This is a genomic window from Streptomyces megasporus, from assembly GCF_000718985.1.
Lineage (GTDB): Bacteria > Actinomycetota > Actinomycetes > Streptomycetales > Streptomycetaceae > Streptomyces > Streptomyces megasporus.
Genome location: NZ_JODL01000001.1, coordinates 179,690 through 195,889, shown reverse-complemented (window position 1 = coordinate 195,889; position 16,200 = coordinate 179,690). Strand labels below are relative to the sequence as shown.

The following is a 16,200-nucleotide window of genomic DNA, read 5'->3' as shown; positions in this document are numbered from 1 at the left end:
GAACGTGAACGTACTGCTCGCCGAGGTGGCCCAGGCCACCCAGCGGCTCGCCGACGCCGGAGTGCCCTCCCCGCGCTTCGACGCGGAGGAGCTGGCGGCGTACGTGCACGGCGTCAAACGGGGGGAGCTCCACCGGGTCGCGGACGCCGACTTCGACGCCCGCTACTGGGAGGTCGTCGCCCGCCGCGAGGCCCGCGAGCCGCTCCAGCACATCACCGGCCGCGCCTTCTTCCGCTACCTGGAACTCCAGGTGGGGCCCGGCGTGTTCGTGCCCCGCCCCGAGACCGAGTCCGTCGTCGGCTGGGCGATAGACGCCGTGCGCGCCATGGACGTCGCCGAACCCCTGATCGTCGACCTGTGCACCGGCTCCGGAGCCATCGCCCTGGCGATGGCCCAGGAGGTGCCGCGCTCGCGCGTGCACGCCGTCGAGCTGGACGAGGGGGCCCTGGAGTGGGCCCGCAAGAACGTCGAGGGCAGCCGGGTCGTCCTCCACCACGGCGACGCGCTGACCGCCCTGCCCGAGCTGAACGGCCAGGTCGACCTCGTCATCTCCAACCCCCCCTACATCCCGCTCACCGAGTGGGAGTACGTCGGCCCCGAGGCACGCGACCACGACCCGCAGATGGCCCTGTTCTCCGGCGAGGACGGGCTGGACGTCATCCGCGGCATCGAGCGCACCGCGCACCGACTGCTGCGCCCCGGTGGCCTCGTGGTCGTCGAGCACGCCGACACCCAGGGCGGCCAAGTCCCCTGGATCTTCACCGAGGACCGCGGCTGGGCGGATGCCGCGGACCACCCCGACCTCAACAACCGGCCCCGTTTTGCCACAGCCCGCAGGGAGGTGCCGTAAATGGCACGGCGTTACGACTGCTCCGACGCGACCGATCGCGCCACCGGTCTGCGCGAGGCCGCCTCGGCGGTCCGCCGCGGCGAACTCGTCGTGCTGCCCACGGACACGGTCTACGGCGTCGGCGCCGACGCCTTCAGCCCCGAGGCCGTCGGCGACCTGCTGGAGGCCAAGGGACGCGGACGCGGCATGCCCTCGCCCGTCCTGATCGGCTCCCCGAACACCCTCCACGGTCTGGTCACCGACTTCTCCGAGCAGGCCTGGGAGCTGGTGGACGCCTTCTGGCCCGGCGCGCTCACCCTGGTCGCCCGGCACCAGCCCTCGCTGACCTGGGACCTGGGAGAGACGCACGGGACGGTCGCGGTCCGCATGCCGCTCCACCCGGTGGCGATCGAGCTGCTGACCGACGTCGGCCCGATGGCCGTGTCGTCGGCCAACCTCACCGGCCACCCGGCGCCGCAGGACTGCGACGCCGCCCAGGGGATGCTGGGCGACTCCGTCGCCGTCTACCTCGACGGCGGCCCCACCCCGGACTCGGTGCCCTCCTCGATCGTCGACGTCACCGGCTCGGTGCCCAGGCTGCTGCGCGCGGGCGCCATCAGCGCGGAGGAGCTGCGCAAGGTCGTACCGGGCCTCGAGGCAGCCAGTTGACGCCGCCCGAAGGGCGTGGCATACCGGTCTTCCGCATCCTCCACGTCTCCACCGGCAACGTCTGTCGCTCCCCGATCACCGAGCGACTGACCCGGCACGCCCTGGTGGACCGGCTCGGCGACGAACGGGCCGGCGGGCTGGTGGTGGAGAGCGCGGGGACGTGGGGCCACGAGGGCGCCCCCATGGAGGAGCACGCGGCGGCGGTGCTGCACGAGTACGGGGCCGACCCGTCCGGCTTCACCGGCCGCGAACTGCTGGACGAGCACGTCATACGCGCCGATCTGGTCCTGACCGCGACCCGCGACCACCGGGCGCAGGTGATCTCCATGGGGCACTCCGCGGGGCTGCGCACCTTCACCCTCAAGGAGTTCACCCGACTGGTGCGGGCCATCGATCCGGCCACCCTCCCCGAGCCCGACGGGGACGGCGGTGTGGTGGAGCGGGCCCGCGCGCTGGTGCGGGCCGCCGCGGCGTTGCGCGGCTGGCTGCTGGCGCCCAGCGCGGAGGCCGACGAGGTGTACGACCCCTACGGCGCCCCCCTGTCGTACTTCCGCAGCGTCGGGGAGGAGATCCACACGGCCCTGGACCCGGTGGTCACGGCCCTGACCGGCGTTCCGGCGCACACGTGGTGAGACCGGCTCCCGGGGGTGGGAGGACGGCTGGCGGAGGCGGTGCGCAACCGTCCGCCGCGGGCCGTTGTCTAAGGTGTGGTGTCCCAGGGTGAGCCTGGGAAGCCTGCGAGAGTTCTGGGGAATCCGTGCGTGAATACCTGCTGACGCTGTGCGTCACGGCCGCGGTCACCTACCTCCTCACCGGGCCGGTGCGGAAGTTCGCCATCGTGGCGGGCGCGGTGCCCGAGATCCGCGCGCGCGACGTGCACCGGGAGCCGACGCCGCGACTCGGCGGCATCGCCATGTTCGGTGGGCTGTGCGCGGGTCTGCTGGTGGCCTCCCAACTCACCAACGTGGGCGATGTCTTCACGCTCTCCGACGAGCCCCGGGCGCTGCTGGCCGGCGCCGGGATCATCTGGCTGCTGGGCGTCCTGGACGACAAGTGGGGCGTGGACGCGCTGATCAAGCTCGGCGGCCAGATGATCGCCGCGGGCGTGATGGTCTGGCAGGGCCTGACGGTGCTGTGGCTGCCGGTGCCGGGCGTGGGCAGCGTCGCGCTGACCCCCCTGCAGGGCACGCTGCTGACGGTCGGGCTGGTCGTCGTCACCATCAACGCGGTGAACTTCGTGGACGGCCTGGACGGCCTGGCCTCCGGCATGGTCTGCATCGCCGCTGTCGCGTTCTTCATGTACGCCTACCGGATCTGGTACGGCTACGGCATCGAGGCCGCCGCGCCCGCGACGCTCTTCGCGGCCATCCTGATGGGCATGTGCCTGGGTTTCCTTCCGCACAACATGCACCCCGCGCGGATCTTCATGGGCGACTCGGGCTCGATGCTCATCGGCCTGGTGCTGGCCGCCGGCGCGGTCTCCGTCACCGGCCAGGTCGACCCGGACGTCCTCACCGGCGCCACCGGCTCGGTCAAGAACACCGTCCAGATGATGGTGCCGGTCTACATGCCGGTTCTGCTGCTGCCGCTGACGGTGCTGGCGGTGCCGATCGCCGACCTGGTGCTGGCCGTGGTGCGACGCACCTGGCGCGGCCAGTCGCCGTTCACGGCCGACCGCGGGCACCTCCACCACCGACTGCTGGACATCGGCCACTCGCACAGCCGGGCCGTGCTGATCATGTACTTCTGGTCGGCGCTGATCGCCTTCGGCGCGGTCGCCTTCTCGGTGCAGTCCTCCAGCCTGGTGATCGTGCTCGCCATCATGCTGCTGAGCGCGGTGGGGCTGGTGATCCTGCTGTTGCCGCGGTTCACCCCGCGGGTGCCGCCGTGGGCGCAGGCGCTGGTGCCGCCGCGGTACCGGCTCCGCCGGCGGTCCGCCGAGCCGGACGTCGAACCGGGCGCCGAGCCGGGTGCCGAGGCACCGCGGCGGACGGCCCGGCCCAACGGGGCGACGGCCCTGCGGAAGCACGAGGGCCTCGCGCGGGACAGGGTCGACAGCCGCTCCTAGCAGTTTCCGCCGGGTGTGTCAGCATGGAATCGCGTTACTGCCCCCGTGCGTGTGATGGTCCGCACACGATGTAGGTAAAGACCTCATCAAATAGTTTGTGATACCGTTCACGAGTCCGGCGATAACGTCGGGTGGCCCCCCAGAACCCCCGATCCGTGTCTGTGCGCCGCCGGACTAGGCTCGTCTCTCGAAGGTCAGGCCTCGCACCCCGCAGCCACATCGCTGGAGCATCTCCTATGCAGTCGAACGACGCCCGGATCCTTCGTGGCGCCGCGATTCCCTCCGCGTGCGTCGGCCTGGTCGGCGTGATCGTCGGCGCGGTCGTCGCGGGAGTCAAGGGCGCTCTGGGAGCGGGACTCGGCACGGTGCTGGTCGTCGCGTTCTTCGGGGCGGGCCTCCACGTGCTCGGCAGGGTCGGTCGGAAGTGGCCCGAACTCCTCCTCGGAATGGGATTCCTGGTCTACACGACCCAGGTGATCGCCATGCTCCTGCTGCTGAAGCTCCTCCGGGGCGCGACCTTCATGGACGGCCGCGTGTTCGGTTTCACAGTGCTGGCCTGCCTCTTGGTGTGGCTGGCGGCCCAGGCGTGGACGCAGACTCGGGTGAAGGCCCCCTACGTCGACCCCGACGCGACCGGAGGGTCCTCCGGAAAGCCCCGCGCCACGGGGTCCCGCGCATGAGCGGGGGAGCGTGGCGCCCCGGGGCGGGGGCGAGGCGAAGTTCCTTCCGGCAGGCTGCTATCGTCCGACGCCGAAAGGGCTGCGAGCCACGGAGAAGGCGCTGTGCGGGACAGCGCCGGACGCTCCTTGCCTCTTCACCGACCGTCCTGCCGTCGAGCCGGCCGGTCTCCTCCCGCCCACACTCAGTCCAGTGCCGCCCCGTGGCCCCCGAGCCATGCCGACACATCGAGGTAGCCGTACCCATGCGTCCGACCGAAGGAGCTCGCGGTGAGTAGTGATCAGTTGCTCGCCTTCGAGGTTGACTGCCACCTGTTCAAGGACTGTGGCTTCCCGGCCCCCAGTGTGTGGTCGTTCATCTTCGATCCGATCTTCGAGGTCGGCGGGTTCGAGTTCAACAAGCCGATGCTCCTCGCGTTCATCGGGACGCTCGGCATCCTCGCCTTCTTCTGGGCGGCCTTCGCCAAGCCCAAGGTCGTCCCCGGCAAGCTGCAGATGGTCGCCGAGGCGCTGTACGACTTCGTGCGCCGCGGCATCGCCCGGGAGGTGATCGGGAAGAAGGGCGACGCCTTCATCCCCCTCCTGGTGTCGCTGTTCTTCTTCGTGTGGATGCTGAACCTCTGGGCGCTCATCCCCATCGCGCAGTTCCCGGTCAGCTCGGTGATCGCCTACCCGGCCGGCCTCGCACTGGTGGTCTGGGTCACCTACATGACGGTGACGTTCAAGACCAACGGCTTCGTCGGAGGCATCCGCAACCTCTGCGTCCCCAGTGGCCTGCCGAAGCCGATCTACGTGATGCTCACGCCGATCGAGTTCATCTCCAACATCTTCGTGCGGCCCTTCACGCTGGCGATCCGGCTCTTCGCGAACATGTTCGCCGGTCACATCCTGATCCTGATCTTCACGATCGCCACGTGGTACATGCTCGGCACCCTCCTCGGCACCGTGTACGCGACCGCGTCGTTCGTGATGACGCTGGCGATCACCGTCTTCGAGATCTTCATCCAGGCGCTGCAGGCCTACGTCTTCACCGTGCTGACCGCCACCTACCTCTCCCAGGCGCTGGAAGAGGCGCACTGACGAGCGCGACCGGGTCCGCGGTCCCCTCAGCCACCACTCGCCCAACCTCAGACGTCCGGCGGACCAACCCTCCACCGGCCCACCAAGAGAAGGAACCCAAGGAATGTCTGCTCTCGAGACCCTTGCTGCTGTCGAAGGCAACGTCGGCACCATCGGCTACGGCCTTGCCGCGATCGGCCCCGGCATCGGTATCGGCATCATCTTCGGTAACGGTGTGCAGGCCATCGCCCGCCAGCCCGAGGCCGCCGGCCTCATCCGTCAGAACATGCTCCTCGGCTTCGCCGTGGTCGAGGCGCTCGCCCTGATCGGCTTCGTCGTTCCGTTCATCCTGAGCTGACGAAGCCGTAACCGGAACCGACGAAAGGTCCACCATGATGAACCTGGCAGCTTCGGAGCCGCAGTCCCCGCTGCTTCCGGTCTGGCCCGAGGTCGTCATCGGCCTGATCGCCTTCGGTATCGTCTTCTTCGTTTTCGCCAAGAAGCTCCTCCCGGCCATCAACAAGGCCCTGGAGGAGCGTCGCGAGGCGATCGAGGGGGGCATGGAGAAGGCCGAGGCTGCTCAGGCCGAGGCGCAGCAGACGCTCGAGGAGTACCGAGCCCAGCTCGCCGAGGCTCGTCACGAGGCCGCGCGCCTGCGTCAGGAGGCGCAGGAGCAGGGCGCCGCGCTCATCGCCGAGATGCGCGCGGAGGGCCAGCGGCAGCGTGAGGAGATCATCGCCGCCGGTCACGCCCAGATCGAGGCCGACCGTCGGCAGGCGGCGCAGGCGCTGCGCCAGGACGTCGGCAAGCTCGCCACCGACCTGGCCGGCAAGCTGGTCGGCGAGTCCCTCGAGGACGTCGCCCGACAGAGCCGTACGATCGACCGCTTCCTCGACGAGCTCGAGGCCAAGGCGGCGGCCGCCGAGTCCTCCGAGGTCGCCCGATGAACGGAGCGAGCCGTGAGGCGTTGGCCGCAGCCCGTGAGCGACTGGACGCCCTGACGGACTCCACGTCCGTCGACGCGGTCAAGCTCGCCGACGAGCTTGCCGCGGTCACCGCGCTGCTCGACCGCGAGGTGTCGCTGCGCCGGGTCCTCACCGACCCGGCGCAGCCCGGCGAGGCCAAGGCCGAGCTGGTCGGACGCATCCTGAGCGGCCGGGTGGGCGGGGAGACGGTCGACCTGGTGTCCGGCATGGTCCGCTCCCGCTGGTCGCGCTCGCGCGACCTGGTGGACGCGGTCGAGCAGCTCGCCGACGTGGCCGACCTCGTCGCGGCCGAGCGCGACGGCAGCCTCGACGACGTCGAGGACGAGCTGTTCCGGTTCTCCCGGACGCTCGCCTCCTCGACCGAGCTGCGGGCCGCCCTCGGCGGCAAGGGCACCGACGAGGTCCTCAGGAACGCCAAGACCGAGCTGCTGCGCCGGCTGCTCGGGGGCAGGGCACGCCCCGCCACCGAGCGACTGATCGTCCGCCTGGTGCTTCAGCCCCGTGGCCGTACCCTTGAAGGGGGACTCGAAGCCCTCTCCGGTCTGGCCGCGGAGCGCCGGAACCGTTCGGTCGCGGTGGTCACCACCGCGGTGCCTCTCAGCGACGGTCAGAAGCAGCGCCTGGGCGCCGCGCTGGCCAGGCTGTACGGCCGCGAGATCCACCTCAACCTCGACGTGGACCCGGCGGTCCTCGGCGGGGTCAGGGTGCGGATCGGCGACGAGGTCATCAACGGCACCATCGCCGACCGCCTCGATGAGGCGAACCGGCGGATGGCGGGCTGACGCAGCGGCCGGCGGACACCGTGCCGCAGGCGCACCACCAACTCAAGAAGCAGTACTGGCGGCCCGAGTTGGGCCGTAGCAGACACATACGGGCCCAACAAGGAGAGCAGGGAACCCAGATGGCGGAGCTCACGATCCGGCCGGATGAGATCCGGGACGCGCTGGAGAACTTCGTCCAGTCGTACAAGCCGGACGCGGCCTCGCGCGAAGAGGTCGGGACGGTCAGCGTTGCCGGTGACGGCATCGCGAAGGTCGAGGGTCTTCCCTCGGCCATGGCGAACGAGCTGCTGAAGTTCGAGGACGGCACCCTCGGTCTCGCCCTCAACCTCGAGGAGCGCGAGATCGGTGCGATCATCCTCGGCGAGTTCAGCGGCATCGAGGAGGGCCAGACGGTGCGCCGCACCGGCGAGGTCCTCTCCGTCGCGGTCGGCGACGGGTACCTCGGCCGTGTCGTCGACCCGCTGGGCAACCCGGTCGACGGCCTCGGCGAGATCGAGACCGAGGGCCGTCGCGCCCTCGAACTGCAGGCCCCCACGGTCATGCAGCGCAAGTCGGTGCACGAGCCGATGGAGACGGGCTACAAGGCCGTCGACGCGATGACCCCGATCGGCCGCGGCCAGCGCCAGCTGATCATCGGTGACCGCCAGACCGGCAAGACCGCGCTCTGCGTCGACACCATCATCAACCAGCGGGCCAACTGGGAGTCCGGAGACCCGACGAAGCAGGTTCGCTGCATCTACGTCGCCGTCGGTCAGAAGGGCTCCACCATCGCCTCCGTGCGCGCGGCGCTGGAGGAGGCGGGCGCCCTGGAGTACACCACCATCGTCGCCGCCCCGGCGTCCGACCCGGCGGGCTTCAAGTACCTCGCCCCCTACACCGGTTCGGCCATCGGTCAGCACTGGATGTACCAGGGCAAGCACGTCCTGATCGTCTTCGACGACCTGTCCAAGCAGGCCGACGCCTACCGCGCCGTCTCCCTGCTGCTGCGCCGTCCGCCGGGCCGTGAGGCCTACCCGGGCGACGTCTTCTACCTGCACTCCCGGCTGCTGGAGCGCTGCGCCAAGCTGTCGGACGACATGGGTGCCGGTTCGATGACGGGTCTGCCGGTCATCGAGACCAAGGCGAACGACGTCTCGGCGTTCATTCCGACCAACGTCATCTCCATCACCGACGGCCAGTGCTTCCTGGAGTCCGACCTGTTCAACGCGGGCCAGCGCCCGGCGCTGAACGTCGGTATCTCCGTCTCCCGCGTCGGTGGCGCCGCCCAGCACAAGGCGATCCGGCAGGTCTCCGGCCGCCTGAAGCTGGACCTGGCCCAGTACCGCGAGCTGGAGGCGTTCGCCGCCTTCGGCTCCGACCTGGACGAGGCGTCCAAGGCCGCGCTGGAGCGGGGCAAGCGGATGATGGAGCTGATGAAGCAGCCCCAGTACAACCCGTTCCCGACCGAGGAGCAGGTCGTCTCCGTCTGGGCCGGCACCAACGGCAAGATGGACGACGTCCCGGTGGAGGACATCCGGCGCTTCGAGAGCGAGCTGCTGGACTACATGCGCCGCGAGCACAAGGACCTGCTGACCGGCATCCGCGAGGGCGGCAAGATGTCCGACGACACCGTCCAGGCCATCGCGGAGGCCGTCGACACCTTCAAGAAGCAGTTCGAGACCTCGGACGGCAAGCTGCTGGGCGAGGGCTGAGCATGGGCGCGCAGGTCAGGGTCTACAAGCGGCGGATCCGATCCGTCAGCTCGACCAAGAAGATCACCAAGGCGATGGAGATGATCGCCGCCTCGCGCATCGTCAAGGCGCAGCGCCAGGTGGCCGCCTCCACTCCGTACGCCGACGAGCTGACCCGTGCGGTGGCCGCGGTCGCCACCGGCTCCAACACGCAGCACCCGCTGACCACCGAGTCCGACAACCCGACCCGGGCCGCGGTCCTGCTCGTCACGAGCGACCGCGGTCTGGCGGGCGGTTACTCCTCCAACGCCATCAAGGCCGCGGAGCGTCTCACCGACCGGCTGCGGGCGGAGGGCAAGGAGGTCGACACCTACGTCGTCGGCCGCAAGGGCGTGGCGTACTACAACTTCCGCAACCGGAAGATCGCCCGGTCGTGGACGGGCTTCACCGACCGGCCGGAGTACTCCGACGCCAAGGCCGTCGCCGGACCGCTGATCGAGGCGGTCCTGGCGGACACGGCCGACGGCGGCGTCGACGAGCTGCACATCGTCTTCACGGAGTTCGTGTCGATGATCACGCAGAACCCGGTCGACAAGCGGCTGCTGCCCCTCAGCCTCGACGAGGTGCGGGACAGCGGGGAAGCCGAGGCCGTCGAGCGGAAGGAGCAGCGCATCCTGCCGCTCTACGACTTCGAGCCGTCGGCCGAGGACGTCCTGGACGCCCTGCTGCCGCGGTACGTCGAGAGCCGCATCTACAACGCGCTGCTCCAGTCGTCCGCCTCCGAGCACGCCGCCCGCCGGCGCGCGATGAAGTCGGCGACCGACAACGCCGAGGAGCTCATCAAGTCGCTCACGCGACTTGCCAACCAGGCTCGCCAGGCCGACATCACCCAGGAAATCAGCGAGATCGTCGGTGGTGCCAGCGCGCTGGCCGACGCCTCTGCGGGGAGTGACTGACAACTATGACCACCACTGTTGAGACGGCCACGGCGACGGGCCGCGTCGCGCGGGTCATCGGCCCGGTCGTCGACGTGGAGTTCCCCGTCGACGCGATGCCGGAGATCTACAACGCGCTGACCGTCGAGATCGACGACCCGGCCGAGGAGGGTGCGAAGAAGACCCTCACCCTCGAGGTCGCCCAGCACCTGGGCGAAGGCCTGGTCCGCGCCATCTCGATGCAGCCCACCGACGGTCTGGTCCGCCAGGCCCCGGTGACCGACACCGGCGAGGGCATCACCGTGCCCGTCGGCGACGTCACCAAGGGCCGGGTGTTCAACACCCTGGGCCACATCCTGAACGAGCCCGAGGCCGAGGCCGAGGTCACCGAGCGCTGGCCGATCCACCGCAAGGCCCCCGCGTTCGACCAGCTCGAGTCCAAGACCGAGATGTTCGAGACGGGCCTGAAGGTCATCGACCTGCTGACCCCGTACGTCAAGGGCGGCAAGATCGGTCTGTTCGGCGGCGCGGGCGTCGGCAAGACCGTCCTCATCCAGGAAATGATCATGCGTGTGGCGAAGCTGCACGAGGGCGTTTCCGTGTTCGCCGGCGTCGGCGAGCGCACCCGTGAGGGCAACGACCTCATCCAGGAGATGGAGGAGTCGGGCGTTCTCCCGCAGACCGCGCTGGTCTTCGGGCAGATGGACGAGCCCCCGGGGACCCGTCTGCGCGTCGCCCTGGCCGGTCTGACGATGGCGGAGTACTTCCGCGACGTCCAGAAGCAGGACGTGCTGTTCTTCATCGACAACATCTTCCGCTTCACCCAGGCCGGTTCCGAGGTCTCCACCCTGCTGGGCCGCATGCCCTCCGCGGTGGGCTACCAGCCGAACCTGGCGGACGAGATGGGCCTCCTCCAGGAGCGCATCACCTCCACCCGCGGCCACTCGATCACCTCGATGCAGGCGATCTACGTGCCCGCGGACGACCTGACCGACCCGGCCCCGGCGACGACCTTCGCCCACCTGGACGCGACCACCGTTCTGTCGCGTCCGATCTCGGAGAAGGGCATCTACCCGGCGGTGGACCCGCTGGACTCCACCTCCCGGATCCTGGACCCGCGGTACATCTCCAAGGACCACTACGAGTGCGCCATGCGCGTCAAGGGGATCCTGCAGAAGTACAAGGACCTCCAGGACATCATCGCCATCCTCGGTATCGACGAGCTCGGCGAGGAGGACAAGCTGGTCGTCCACCGCGCCCGCCGTATCGAGCGCTTCCTGTCGCAGAACACCCACGCGGCGAAGCAGTTCACCGGCCTGGACGGTTCGGACGTTCCGCTGGACGAGTCGATCGCCGCGTTCAACGCGATCGCGGACGGCGAGTTCGACCACTTCCCGGAGCAGGCGTTCTTCATGTGCGGTGGCCTGGACGACCTCAAGGCCAAGGCCAAGGAGCTGGGCGTCTCCTGACGCCTCGGCCCCGTGACAGGGGGCGGGTCCGCCCGTCCCCTGTCACCGCACCCGGTTATTCTGTGAAAACCCCAGTTTCGAGGAGCCACTGTGGCTGAGCTGCACGTCGAGTTGGTCGCCGCGGACCGCAAGGTCTGGTCGGGCAAGGCCGGCCTGGTCGTCGCGCGCACCTCGTCGGGTGATATCGGCGTCATGCCCGGCCACCAGCCGCTGCTCGGTGTGCTGCAGTCGGGTCCGGTGACGATCCGTACGACCGGCGAGAGCGGGGACGGCACCGTCGTCGCCGCGGTGCACGGCGGCTTCATCTCCTTCGCGGACAACAAGCTGTCGCTGCTCGCGGAGATCGCGGAGCTGTCCGAAGAGATCGATGTCCAGCGTGCCGAGCGCGCGTTGGAGAGGGCGAAGGCGGACGCGGACGCCGCCGCCGAGCGGCGCGCCGAGGTCCGACTTCGGGCTGTGGCGGGAGCGCGCTGAGGCTCGCGCGCGTGTACGTATCCCAGCCGCGGATCGCGTCGGAGCATCGCTCCGGAGCGGTCCGCGGCTGAGGTGATGTTGGCTCCGGTACGGACGTACGGACGGACGAGGCGAGGAGGTCGGTGAAGATGGTCCTCGCTCTGGTGCTGTCCGGAGCGGTGCTGGCGCTGGTGCTGCTGGGACTGTTCGTCTTCGGGCTGCGGCGGCGGTGGATCCAGCGGTCGGGCGGCACCTTCGACTGCAGCCTGCGGTGGAACGCCCCCGAGGGAGCCGAGGCCGGCGGGAAGGGCTGGGCGTACGGCGTCTCCCGCTACAACGGTGACCACATCGAGTGGTTCCGGGTCTTCTCCTACGCTCCCCGGCCGCGTCGGGTGCTGGAGCGCGGGTCCATCGAGGTTCTGGACCGCCGGGCCCCGCGGGGGGAGGAGGAGCTGGCGCTCCTGTCCGATTCCGTGATCCTCGCCTGTGCGCACCGGGGCGACCGGGTGGAGCTGGCGATGAGCGAGGACGCGCTGACCGGCTTCCTCGCCTGGCTGGAGGCGGCGCCGCCCGGCCAGCGAGTCAACGTGGCGTGAGGGTGCCTCGCCGCCGAGCCCCGGGGACGGGGCCTCGACCAAAGGCGGGGCACCGAACGCGGATCGGGGAGACGGGCCTCCAGGGCCGTCTCCCCGATCCTTGTTTCCGTACGCGGTGCCGTCGAGCGTCAGCCGTTCAGGCCGTTGTGCATCGCGGTGACCAGTTCGCCGTTGGCGGTGTCACCGCTGATCTCCCAGGAGAAGGCGCCGCCCAGGCCCTGCTGCTTGGCATAGGCCATCTTCCCGGCGATGGTGGCGGGGGTGTCGTAGCTCCACCACTGGTTGCCGCAGTGCGCGTACGCCGTGCCGGCGACGGTGCCGTTGGCGGGGCAGCGGGTCTTGAGGACCTTGTAGTCCTCGATGCCCGTCTCGTAGGTGCCGGGCGCGGCGCCGGTGGCGGTGCCGCCGGGCTGGGACTGGGTCACGCCGGTCCAGCCGCGGCCGTAGAAGCCGATGCCCAGCAGCAGCTTCTTCGCCGGCACGCCCTTGGCCTTGAGCTTCTGGATCGCCGCGTCGGAGTCGAAGCCCTGCTGCGGGATGCCGGAGTAGGACGTCAGCGGCGAGTGCGGAGCGGTCGGCCCCTGGGCGTCCCAGGCGCCGAAGTAGTCGTACGTCATCACGTTGTACCAGTCGAAGTACCGGGACGCTCCGGCGTAGTCGGCCGAGTCGATCTTGCCGCCGGCGGACGCGTCGGCGGTGATCGCGGCGGTGACGAGCTGGTCGCCGAACTTGGCGCGGAACGCCTGGGCCATGGTCCTGATCACGTCGGGACCGCTGGTGTCACAGCTCAGCCCGCAGGCGTTGGGGTACTCCCAGTCCAGGTCGATGCCGTCGAACAGGCCCTTCCAGCGCGGGTCGTTGAGGAGCTGGTGGCAGGATTCGGCGAACGCGGCCGGGTTCTTCATGGCGTCGGCGAAGCCGCCGGACCAGGTCCAGCCGCCGAAGGACCACAGGACCTTGATGTGCGGGTACATCTTCTTCAGCTTCAGCAACTGGTTGAAGTTGCCGCGCAGGGGCTGGTCCCAGGTGTCGGCCTTGCCGTCCACGCTCTGATCGGCGGTGTAGGCCTTGTCGATGGCGGCGAAGGAGTCGCCCATGACGCACTTGCCGCCCTGGACGTTGCCGAACGCGTAGTTGATGTGGGTCAGCTTCGCGGCCGAGCCGGAGGTGACCATGTCCTTTACGTGGTAGTTGCGGCCGTAGATGCCCCACTCGGTGAAGTAGGTCAAATTGACGCGGTCACCGGGGGGAGTGGGGTCGTTCGGCTCGCCGGGCTCACCGGGCTCACCGGGTTCGCCCGGGTCTCCGGGGTCACCGGAGTCGCCCGGACCGGTCGAGCCGTCACAGGGGCGGCCGTTGAGCGTGCAGTCGCTCGGGCTGCCGCTGCCGGAGCCGTTGAAGCCGAAGCTGACGCTGGCGCCGGGGGCCAGGGTGCCGTTCCAGCCCTTGTTCTTCGCGGTGTAGGCGCCACCGGAACCGGTGATGTCGGCGTCCCAGAAGGAACCGACCGTGGTGCCGGAAGGGAAGTTCCACTTCAACGTCCAGGCGTTGATGGTGGTGTCGCCGGTGTTCTTGATCGTCCACTTGCCCTCGAAGCCGCCGCCCCAGTCCGAGACCTTGGTGTAGGTCGCGGTGGCCTCCTCGGCCGCCTGGGCCGGGGCCGCCAGCGCCACCAGGGCGCCGAGGGGCATCAACAGGGCGGCGGTGATCGAGAGGGCTTTGCGTCTGATGCGGCGTGCGGTGGTCTTCGTTCTCAAGAGCGCTCCTCGCACAGGGGTCCGGTGAGGGCCGGACCGTCGGGGGTTTCTGCGCCGCTCGTGGAGAGTGCCATGAGCATGGCATGCGCGTGCAGTTGACCAGGGAGCGTAGAGAGGTCTGGACCACCGGTCAATAGGTCTGTACCAAAGGGGTCAGGGTCCGGTGACGCCCAACTCCTGCGCGAGAATCGCCGCCTGGACCCGACTGCGCAGTTCCAGCTTGGCCAGCAACCGGCTGACGTGCGTCTTCACCGTGGCTTCCGCCATCGCCAGCCGATCGGCGATCTGGGCGTTGGACAGCCCCTCGCCCAGACACGCCAGCACCTCGCGCTCGCGTCGGGTCAGGGCGTCGAGCACCGACGGGTCGGCGCTCCGCCCACCTCGGGGCGTGGGGGAGGGGCGGGCGAACTCCCGGATCAGCCGGCGCGTCACCGCCGGGGCGATCACCCCCTCGCCGCGGGCCACCGTCCGCACCGCCTCCACCAGGGTCGACGCCTCGCTGTCCTTGAGCAGGAAGCCGGCCGCGCCCGCGCGCAGCGCGCCGAAGACGTAGGTGTCGAGGTCGAATGTGGTCAGCACCAGTACGTCGGCCAGTCGCTCGGCGACCACCCGCTCCGTCGCCGACACCCCGTCCAGACGCGGCATCCGCACGTCCATCAGCACCACGTCCGGCCGTAGTTCGCGGGCGAGCCGCACCGCCTCCTCCCCGTCCCCCGCCTCCCCGACGACCTCGATGTCCGCGGTGGCGCGGAGGATGAGGACGAGCCCGGCGCGCACGGCCGACTGGTCCTCGGCGACGAGCACCCGGATGCTCATGTGGCACTCCTTCCCCTGGTGTTCTCCCCGGGCCTCTCCCCGGACCCCTCGGGGGATCTCTCGGCGGACCTCTTGACGGATCCCTCGTCGACGGGCAGCACCGCCCGCACCTCCCACACCGTCCGTCCGTCGGACTCCGCGACCGGGCCCGCGGAGAAGGAGCCGCCCAGCAGCTCCACGCGCTCCCTCATCCCGATCAGCCCGGCGCCCGAGCCCGGTGCGCGCGGACCGGATCGCTCCGCGTGGGGGCTGGTGACCCGTACGGTCAGCGGACCGTCCCCGGGAGCGGCCAGGGCGACGGTCACCTCGCCGGGGGCGGCATGCTTGAGGGCGTTGGTGAGCGCTTCCTGGACGATGCGGTAGGCCGCCAGTTCCACGGGAGCGGGCAGCGGACCGCCGGACCGCTCGTCGCGCAGGACGAAGACGAGGCCTCCGGCCGCGCCGTGCGCGCGGGCGTGCTCCAGCAGCGCGTCCAGGCCGTCCAGCCTCGGCGCGGCGGATGGCTCCTCGTCGCCGTCCGCGTCGCGCAGCAGGCCGATCAGGCGGCGCATCTCCGCCAGTCCCTGCACGCTGTTCTCGCGGATCACCGCCAGGGCCTTCCGGGACGCGGCGGGATCGTCCAACGACTGCGCCGCGGTGGCGTGGATGGCGATGGCGGAGAGGTGGTTGGCCACGACGTCATGAAGCTCGCGGGCCATCCGCGCGCGCTCGGCCGTGACGGCCTGGACGCGGTCCATCTCCGCCAGCAGAGCGGTCTGCTCCGCCCGCAGCCGCTCGGCGGCGGCCTGGTCCCGGTGGTTGCGGACGACGACACCGGTGGAGGCCGGAAAGGTCGAGATCAGCGCGACCGTGACGCCGATGGCGACGGCCTCGTGCAGGGGCGCGGTGAAGAGAGCGGTGAGGGTGAGGGCGATCGTGGCGAGAACGCTCACCGGAAGCACCCGGCGGGCCGTCCGCGGCGGACCGTACAGCGCCGCCGCGTAGACGACGTCGGTGAACATCAGCACGGTGGCCAGCAGCGAACCGGCCACCACGTCGGCGACGAGTGCCGTCGTGGCGAGCCACAGCGCCCAGGGCTGCGCGATGCGCCGCAGCAGTCCGGCGCAGCACATCACGGCGAGCGGGATCAGGGAAAGGACGTCCGGCGACCTGCTGCCGAACAGGGTGAACAAGTCCAGCCGCCACTGCAACAGCCCGCCGGCCAGCCCGGCGACGGCGATCAGCACGTCGTCGCGGTGCGGGCGCGGAAACGAGGGACGGGGGATCACCCCACCATCAAACACGGCCGATCGGAGCGTGCGCCTCCGTGCCCCGGCCGGCACCGGCGTGGCGGGAGTACATCAAAGGATGCAGTCCGGAATCGTCGCGGCAGACGACGCCCGGACCGGTCGGGCGGGCCAGGCTTGGAGACAACGGATCCAATGGGAACCGAGA

The 16,200-nt window shown here is 70.1% G+C and carries 17 protein-coding genes; 14 read left to right on the top strand and 3 right to left on the bottom strand.

Annotation, left to right across the window (positions count from 1 at the left end; translation table 11 throughout):
• The first annotated feature begins 4 nt into the window (after positions 1-4).
• From prmC to IF47_RS0100725, 14 genes are all read left to right on the top strand, one after another.
• Positions 5-850 (top strand): peptide chain release factor N(5)-glutamine methyltransferase, encoded by an 846-nt coding sequence (gene prmC, locus IF47_RS0100790; RefSeq protein ID WP_031505879.1) that lies wholly within the window; start codon positions 5-7, stop codon positions 848-850.
• Positions 851-1,498 carry an L-threonylcarbamoyladenylate synthase gene (locus IF47_RS0100785; RefSeq protein ID WP_031505877.1) on the top strand — a complete coding sequence of 216 codons (648 nt, stop codon included), beginning with the start codon at positions 851-853 and terminating at the stop codon, positions 1,496-1,498.
• Positions 1,495-2,130 carry an arsenate reductase/protein-tyrosine-phosphatase family protein gene (locus IF47_RS0100780; RefSeq protein WP_031505876.1) on the top strand — a complete coding sequence of 212 codons (636 nt, stop codon included), beginning with the start codon at positions 1,495-1,497 and terminating at the stop codon, positions 2,128-2,130. The genes IF47_RS0100785 and IF47_RS0100780 overlap by 4 nt, the downstream gene beginning before the upstream one ends.
• 125 nt (positions 2,131-2,255) lie before the next feature.
• Entirely contained in the window at positions 2,256-3,566 is a 1,311-nt protein-coding gene (locus IF47_RS0100775) for an MraY family glycosyltransferase (protein WP_031505874.1), read from the top strand.
• Positions 3,567-3,802: 236 nt separating this feature from the next.
• The gene (locus IF47_RS0100770) at positions 3,803-4,246 is read left to right on the top strand and encodes a Cg1360 family ATP-synthase-associated protein (protein ID WP_031505873.1); all 444 of its coding nucleotides are present in this window, start codon (positions 3,803-3,805) and stop codon (positions 4,244-4,246) included.
• Between the two features lie 267 nt (positions 4,247-4,513).
• A complete protein-coding gene (atpB, locus tag IF47_RS0100765) occupies positions 4,514-5,323 on the top strand; it encodes a F0F1 ATP synthase subunit A (RefSeq protein WP_031505871.1) in 810 nt (269 codons plus the stop codon).
• Positions 5,324-5,426: 103 nt separating this feature from the next.
• Entirely contained in the window at positions 5,427-5,660 is a 234-nt protein-coding gene (gene atpE, locus IF47_RS0100760) for an ATP synthase F0 subunit C (RefSeq protein ID WP_031505870.1), read from the top strand.
• 34 nt (positions 5,661-5,694) lie between these two features.
• Positions 5,695-6,249, top strand: a complete 555-nt coding sequence (locus IF47_RS0100755) for a F0F1 ATP synthase subunit B (protein WP_031505869.1) — start codon at positions 5,695-5,697, stop codon at positions 6,247-6,249.
• Positions 6,246-7,070: a F0F1 ATP synthase subunit delta gene (locus IF47_RS0100750; RefSeq protein ID WP_031505867.1), complete on the top strand. Its 825-nt coding sequence runs from the start codon at positions 6,246-6,248 to the stop codon at positions 7,068-7,070. Before IF47_RS0100755 ends, IF47_RS0100750 begins: the two co-directional genes overlap by 4 nt.
• Before the next feature lie 119 nt (positions 7,071-7,189).
• Complete coding sequence (gene atpA / locus IF47_RS0100745) at positions 7,190-8,761, top strand: F0F1 ATP synthase subunit alpha (RefSeq protein ID WP_031505865.1); 1,572 nt, start codon at positions 7,190-7,192, stop codon at positions 8,759-8,761.
• 2 nt (positions 8,762-8,763) lie between these two features.
• Entirely contained in the window at positions 8,764-9,696 is a 933-nt protein-coding gene (locus IF47_RS0100740; RefSeq protein WP_031505864.1) for a F0F1 ATP synthase subunit gamma, read from the top strand.
• 5 nt (positions 9,697-9,701) lie between these two features.
• A complete protein-coding gene (gene atpD, locus IF47_RS0100735) occupies positions 9,702-11,144 on the top strand; it encodes a F0F1 ATP synthase subunit beta (protein ID WP_031505862.1) in 1,443 nt (480 codons plus the stop codon).
• A 90-nt stretch (positions 11,145-11,234) separates the two neighbouring features.
• A complete protein-coding gene (locus tag IF47_RS0100730; RefSeq protein ID WP_031505861.1) occupies positions 11,235-11,618 on the top strand; it encodes a F0F1 ATP synthase subunit epsilon in 384 nt (127 codons plus the stop codon).
• Between the two features lie 128 nt (positions 11,619-11,746).
• Positions 11,747-12,193, top strand: a complete 447-nt coding sequence (locus IF47_RS0100725) for a DUF2550 domain-containing protein (protein ID WP_031505859.1) — start codon at positions 11,747-11,749, stop codon at positions 12,191-12,193.
• 128 nt (positions 12,194-12,321) lie between these two features.
• On the opposite strand, the gene IF47_RS0100720 is transcribed toward IF47_RS0100725, so the two are convergent.
• The 3 genes from IF47_RS0100720 to IF47_RS0100710 all read right to left on the bottom strand — a co-directional run bounded on the left by IF47_RS0100720 (position 12,322) and on the right by IF47_RS0100710 (position 16,031).
• On the bottom strand, positions 12,322-13,884 hold the full coding sequence (locus IF47_RS0100720) for a glycosyl hydrolase family 18 protein (protein ID WP_051716801.1): 1,563 nt from the start codon (positions 13,882-13,884) through the stop codon (positions 12,322-12,324).
• 219 nt (positions 13,885-14,103) lie between these two features.
• Complete coding sequence (locus IF47_RS0100715; RefSeq protein ID WP_031505856.1) at positions 14,104-14,766, bottom strand: response regulator; 663 nt, start codon at positions 14,764-14,766, stop codon at positions 14,104-14,106.
• Positions 14,763-16,031, bottom strand: a complete 1,269-nt coding sequence (locus IF47_RS0100710) for a sensor histidine kinase (protein WP_078591486.1) — start codon at positions 16,029-16,031, stop codon at positions 14,763-14,765. The genes IF47_RS0100715 and IF47_RS0100710 overlap by 4 nt, the downstream gene beginning before the upstream one ends.
• Between the last annotated feature and the right edge of the window lie 169 nt (positions 16,032-16,200).

Coding starts and splice junctions, on each gene's coding strand:
- IF47_RS0100725 (WP_031505859.1), top strand. CDS start 11,747: ATGGTCCTCGCTCTGGTGCTGTCCGGAGCGGTGCTGGCGCTGGTGCTG.
- IF47_RS0100715 (WP_031505856.1), bottom strand. CDS start 14,766: ATGAGCATCCGGGTGCTCGTCGCCGAGGACCAGTCGGCCGTGCGCGCC.
- IF47_RS0100740 (WP_031505864.1), top strand. CDS start 8,764: ATGGGCGCGCAGGTCAGGGTCTACAAGCGGCGGATCCGATCCGTCAGC.
- atpA (WP_031505865.1), top strand. CDS start 7,190: ATGGCGGAGCTCACGATCCGGCCGGATGAGATCCGGGACGCGCTGGAG.
- IF47_RS0100755 (WP_031505869.1), top strand. CDS start 5,695: ATGATGAACCTGGCAGCTTCGGAGCCGCAGTCCCCGCTGCTTCCGGTC.
- atpE (WP_031505870.1), top strand. CDS start 5,427: ATGTCTGCTCTCGAGACCCTTGCTGCTGTCGAAGGCAACGTCGGCACC.
- IF47_RS0100750 (WP_031505867.1), top strand. CDS start 6,246: ATGAACGGAGCGAGCCGTGAGGCGTTGGCCGCAGCCCGTGAGCGACTG.
- IF47_RS0100720 (WP_051716801.1), bottom strand. CDS start 13,884: ATGCCCCTCGGCGCCCTGGTGGCGCTGGCGGCCCCGGCCCAGGCGGCC.
- atpD (WP_031505862.1), top strand. CDS start 9,702: ATGACCACCACTGTTGAGACGGCCACGGCGACGGGCCGCGTCGCGCGG.
- IF47_RS0100785 (WP_031505877.1), top strand. CDS start 851: ATGGCACGGCGTTACGACTGCTCCGACGCGACCGATCGCGCCACCGGT.
- IF47_RS0100770 (WP_031505873.1), top strand. CDS start 3,803: ATGCAGTCGAACGACGCCCGGATCCTTCGTGGCGCCGCGATTCCCTCC.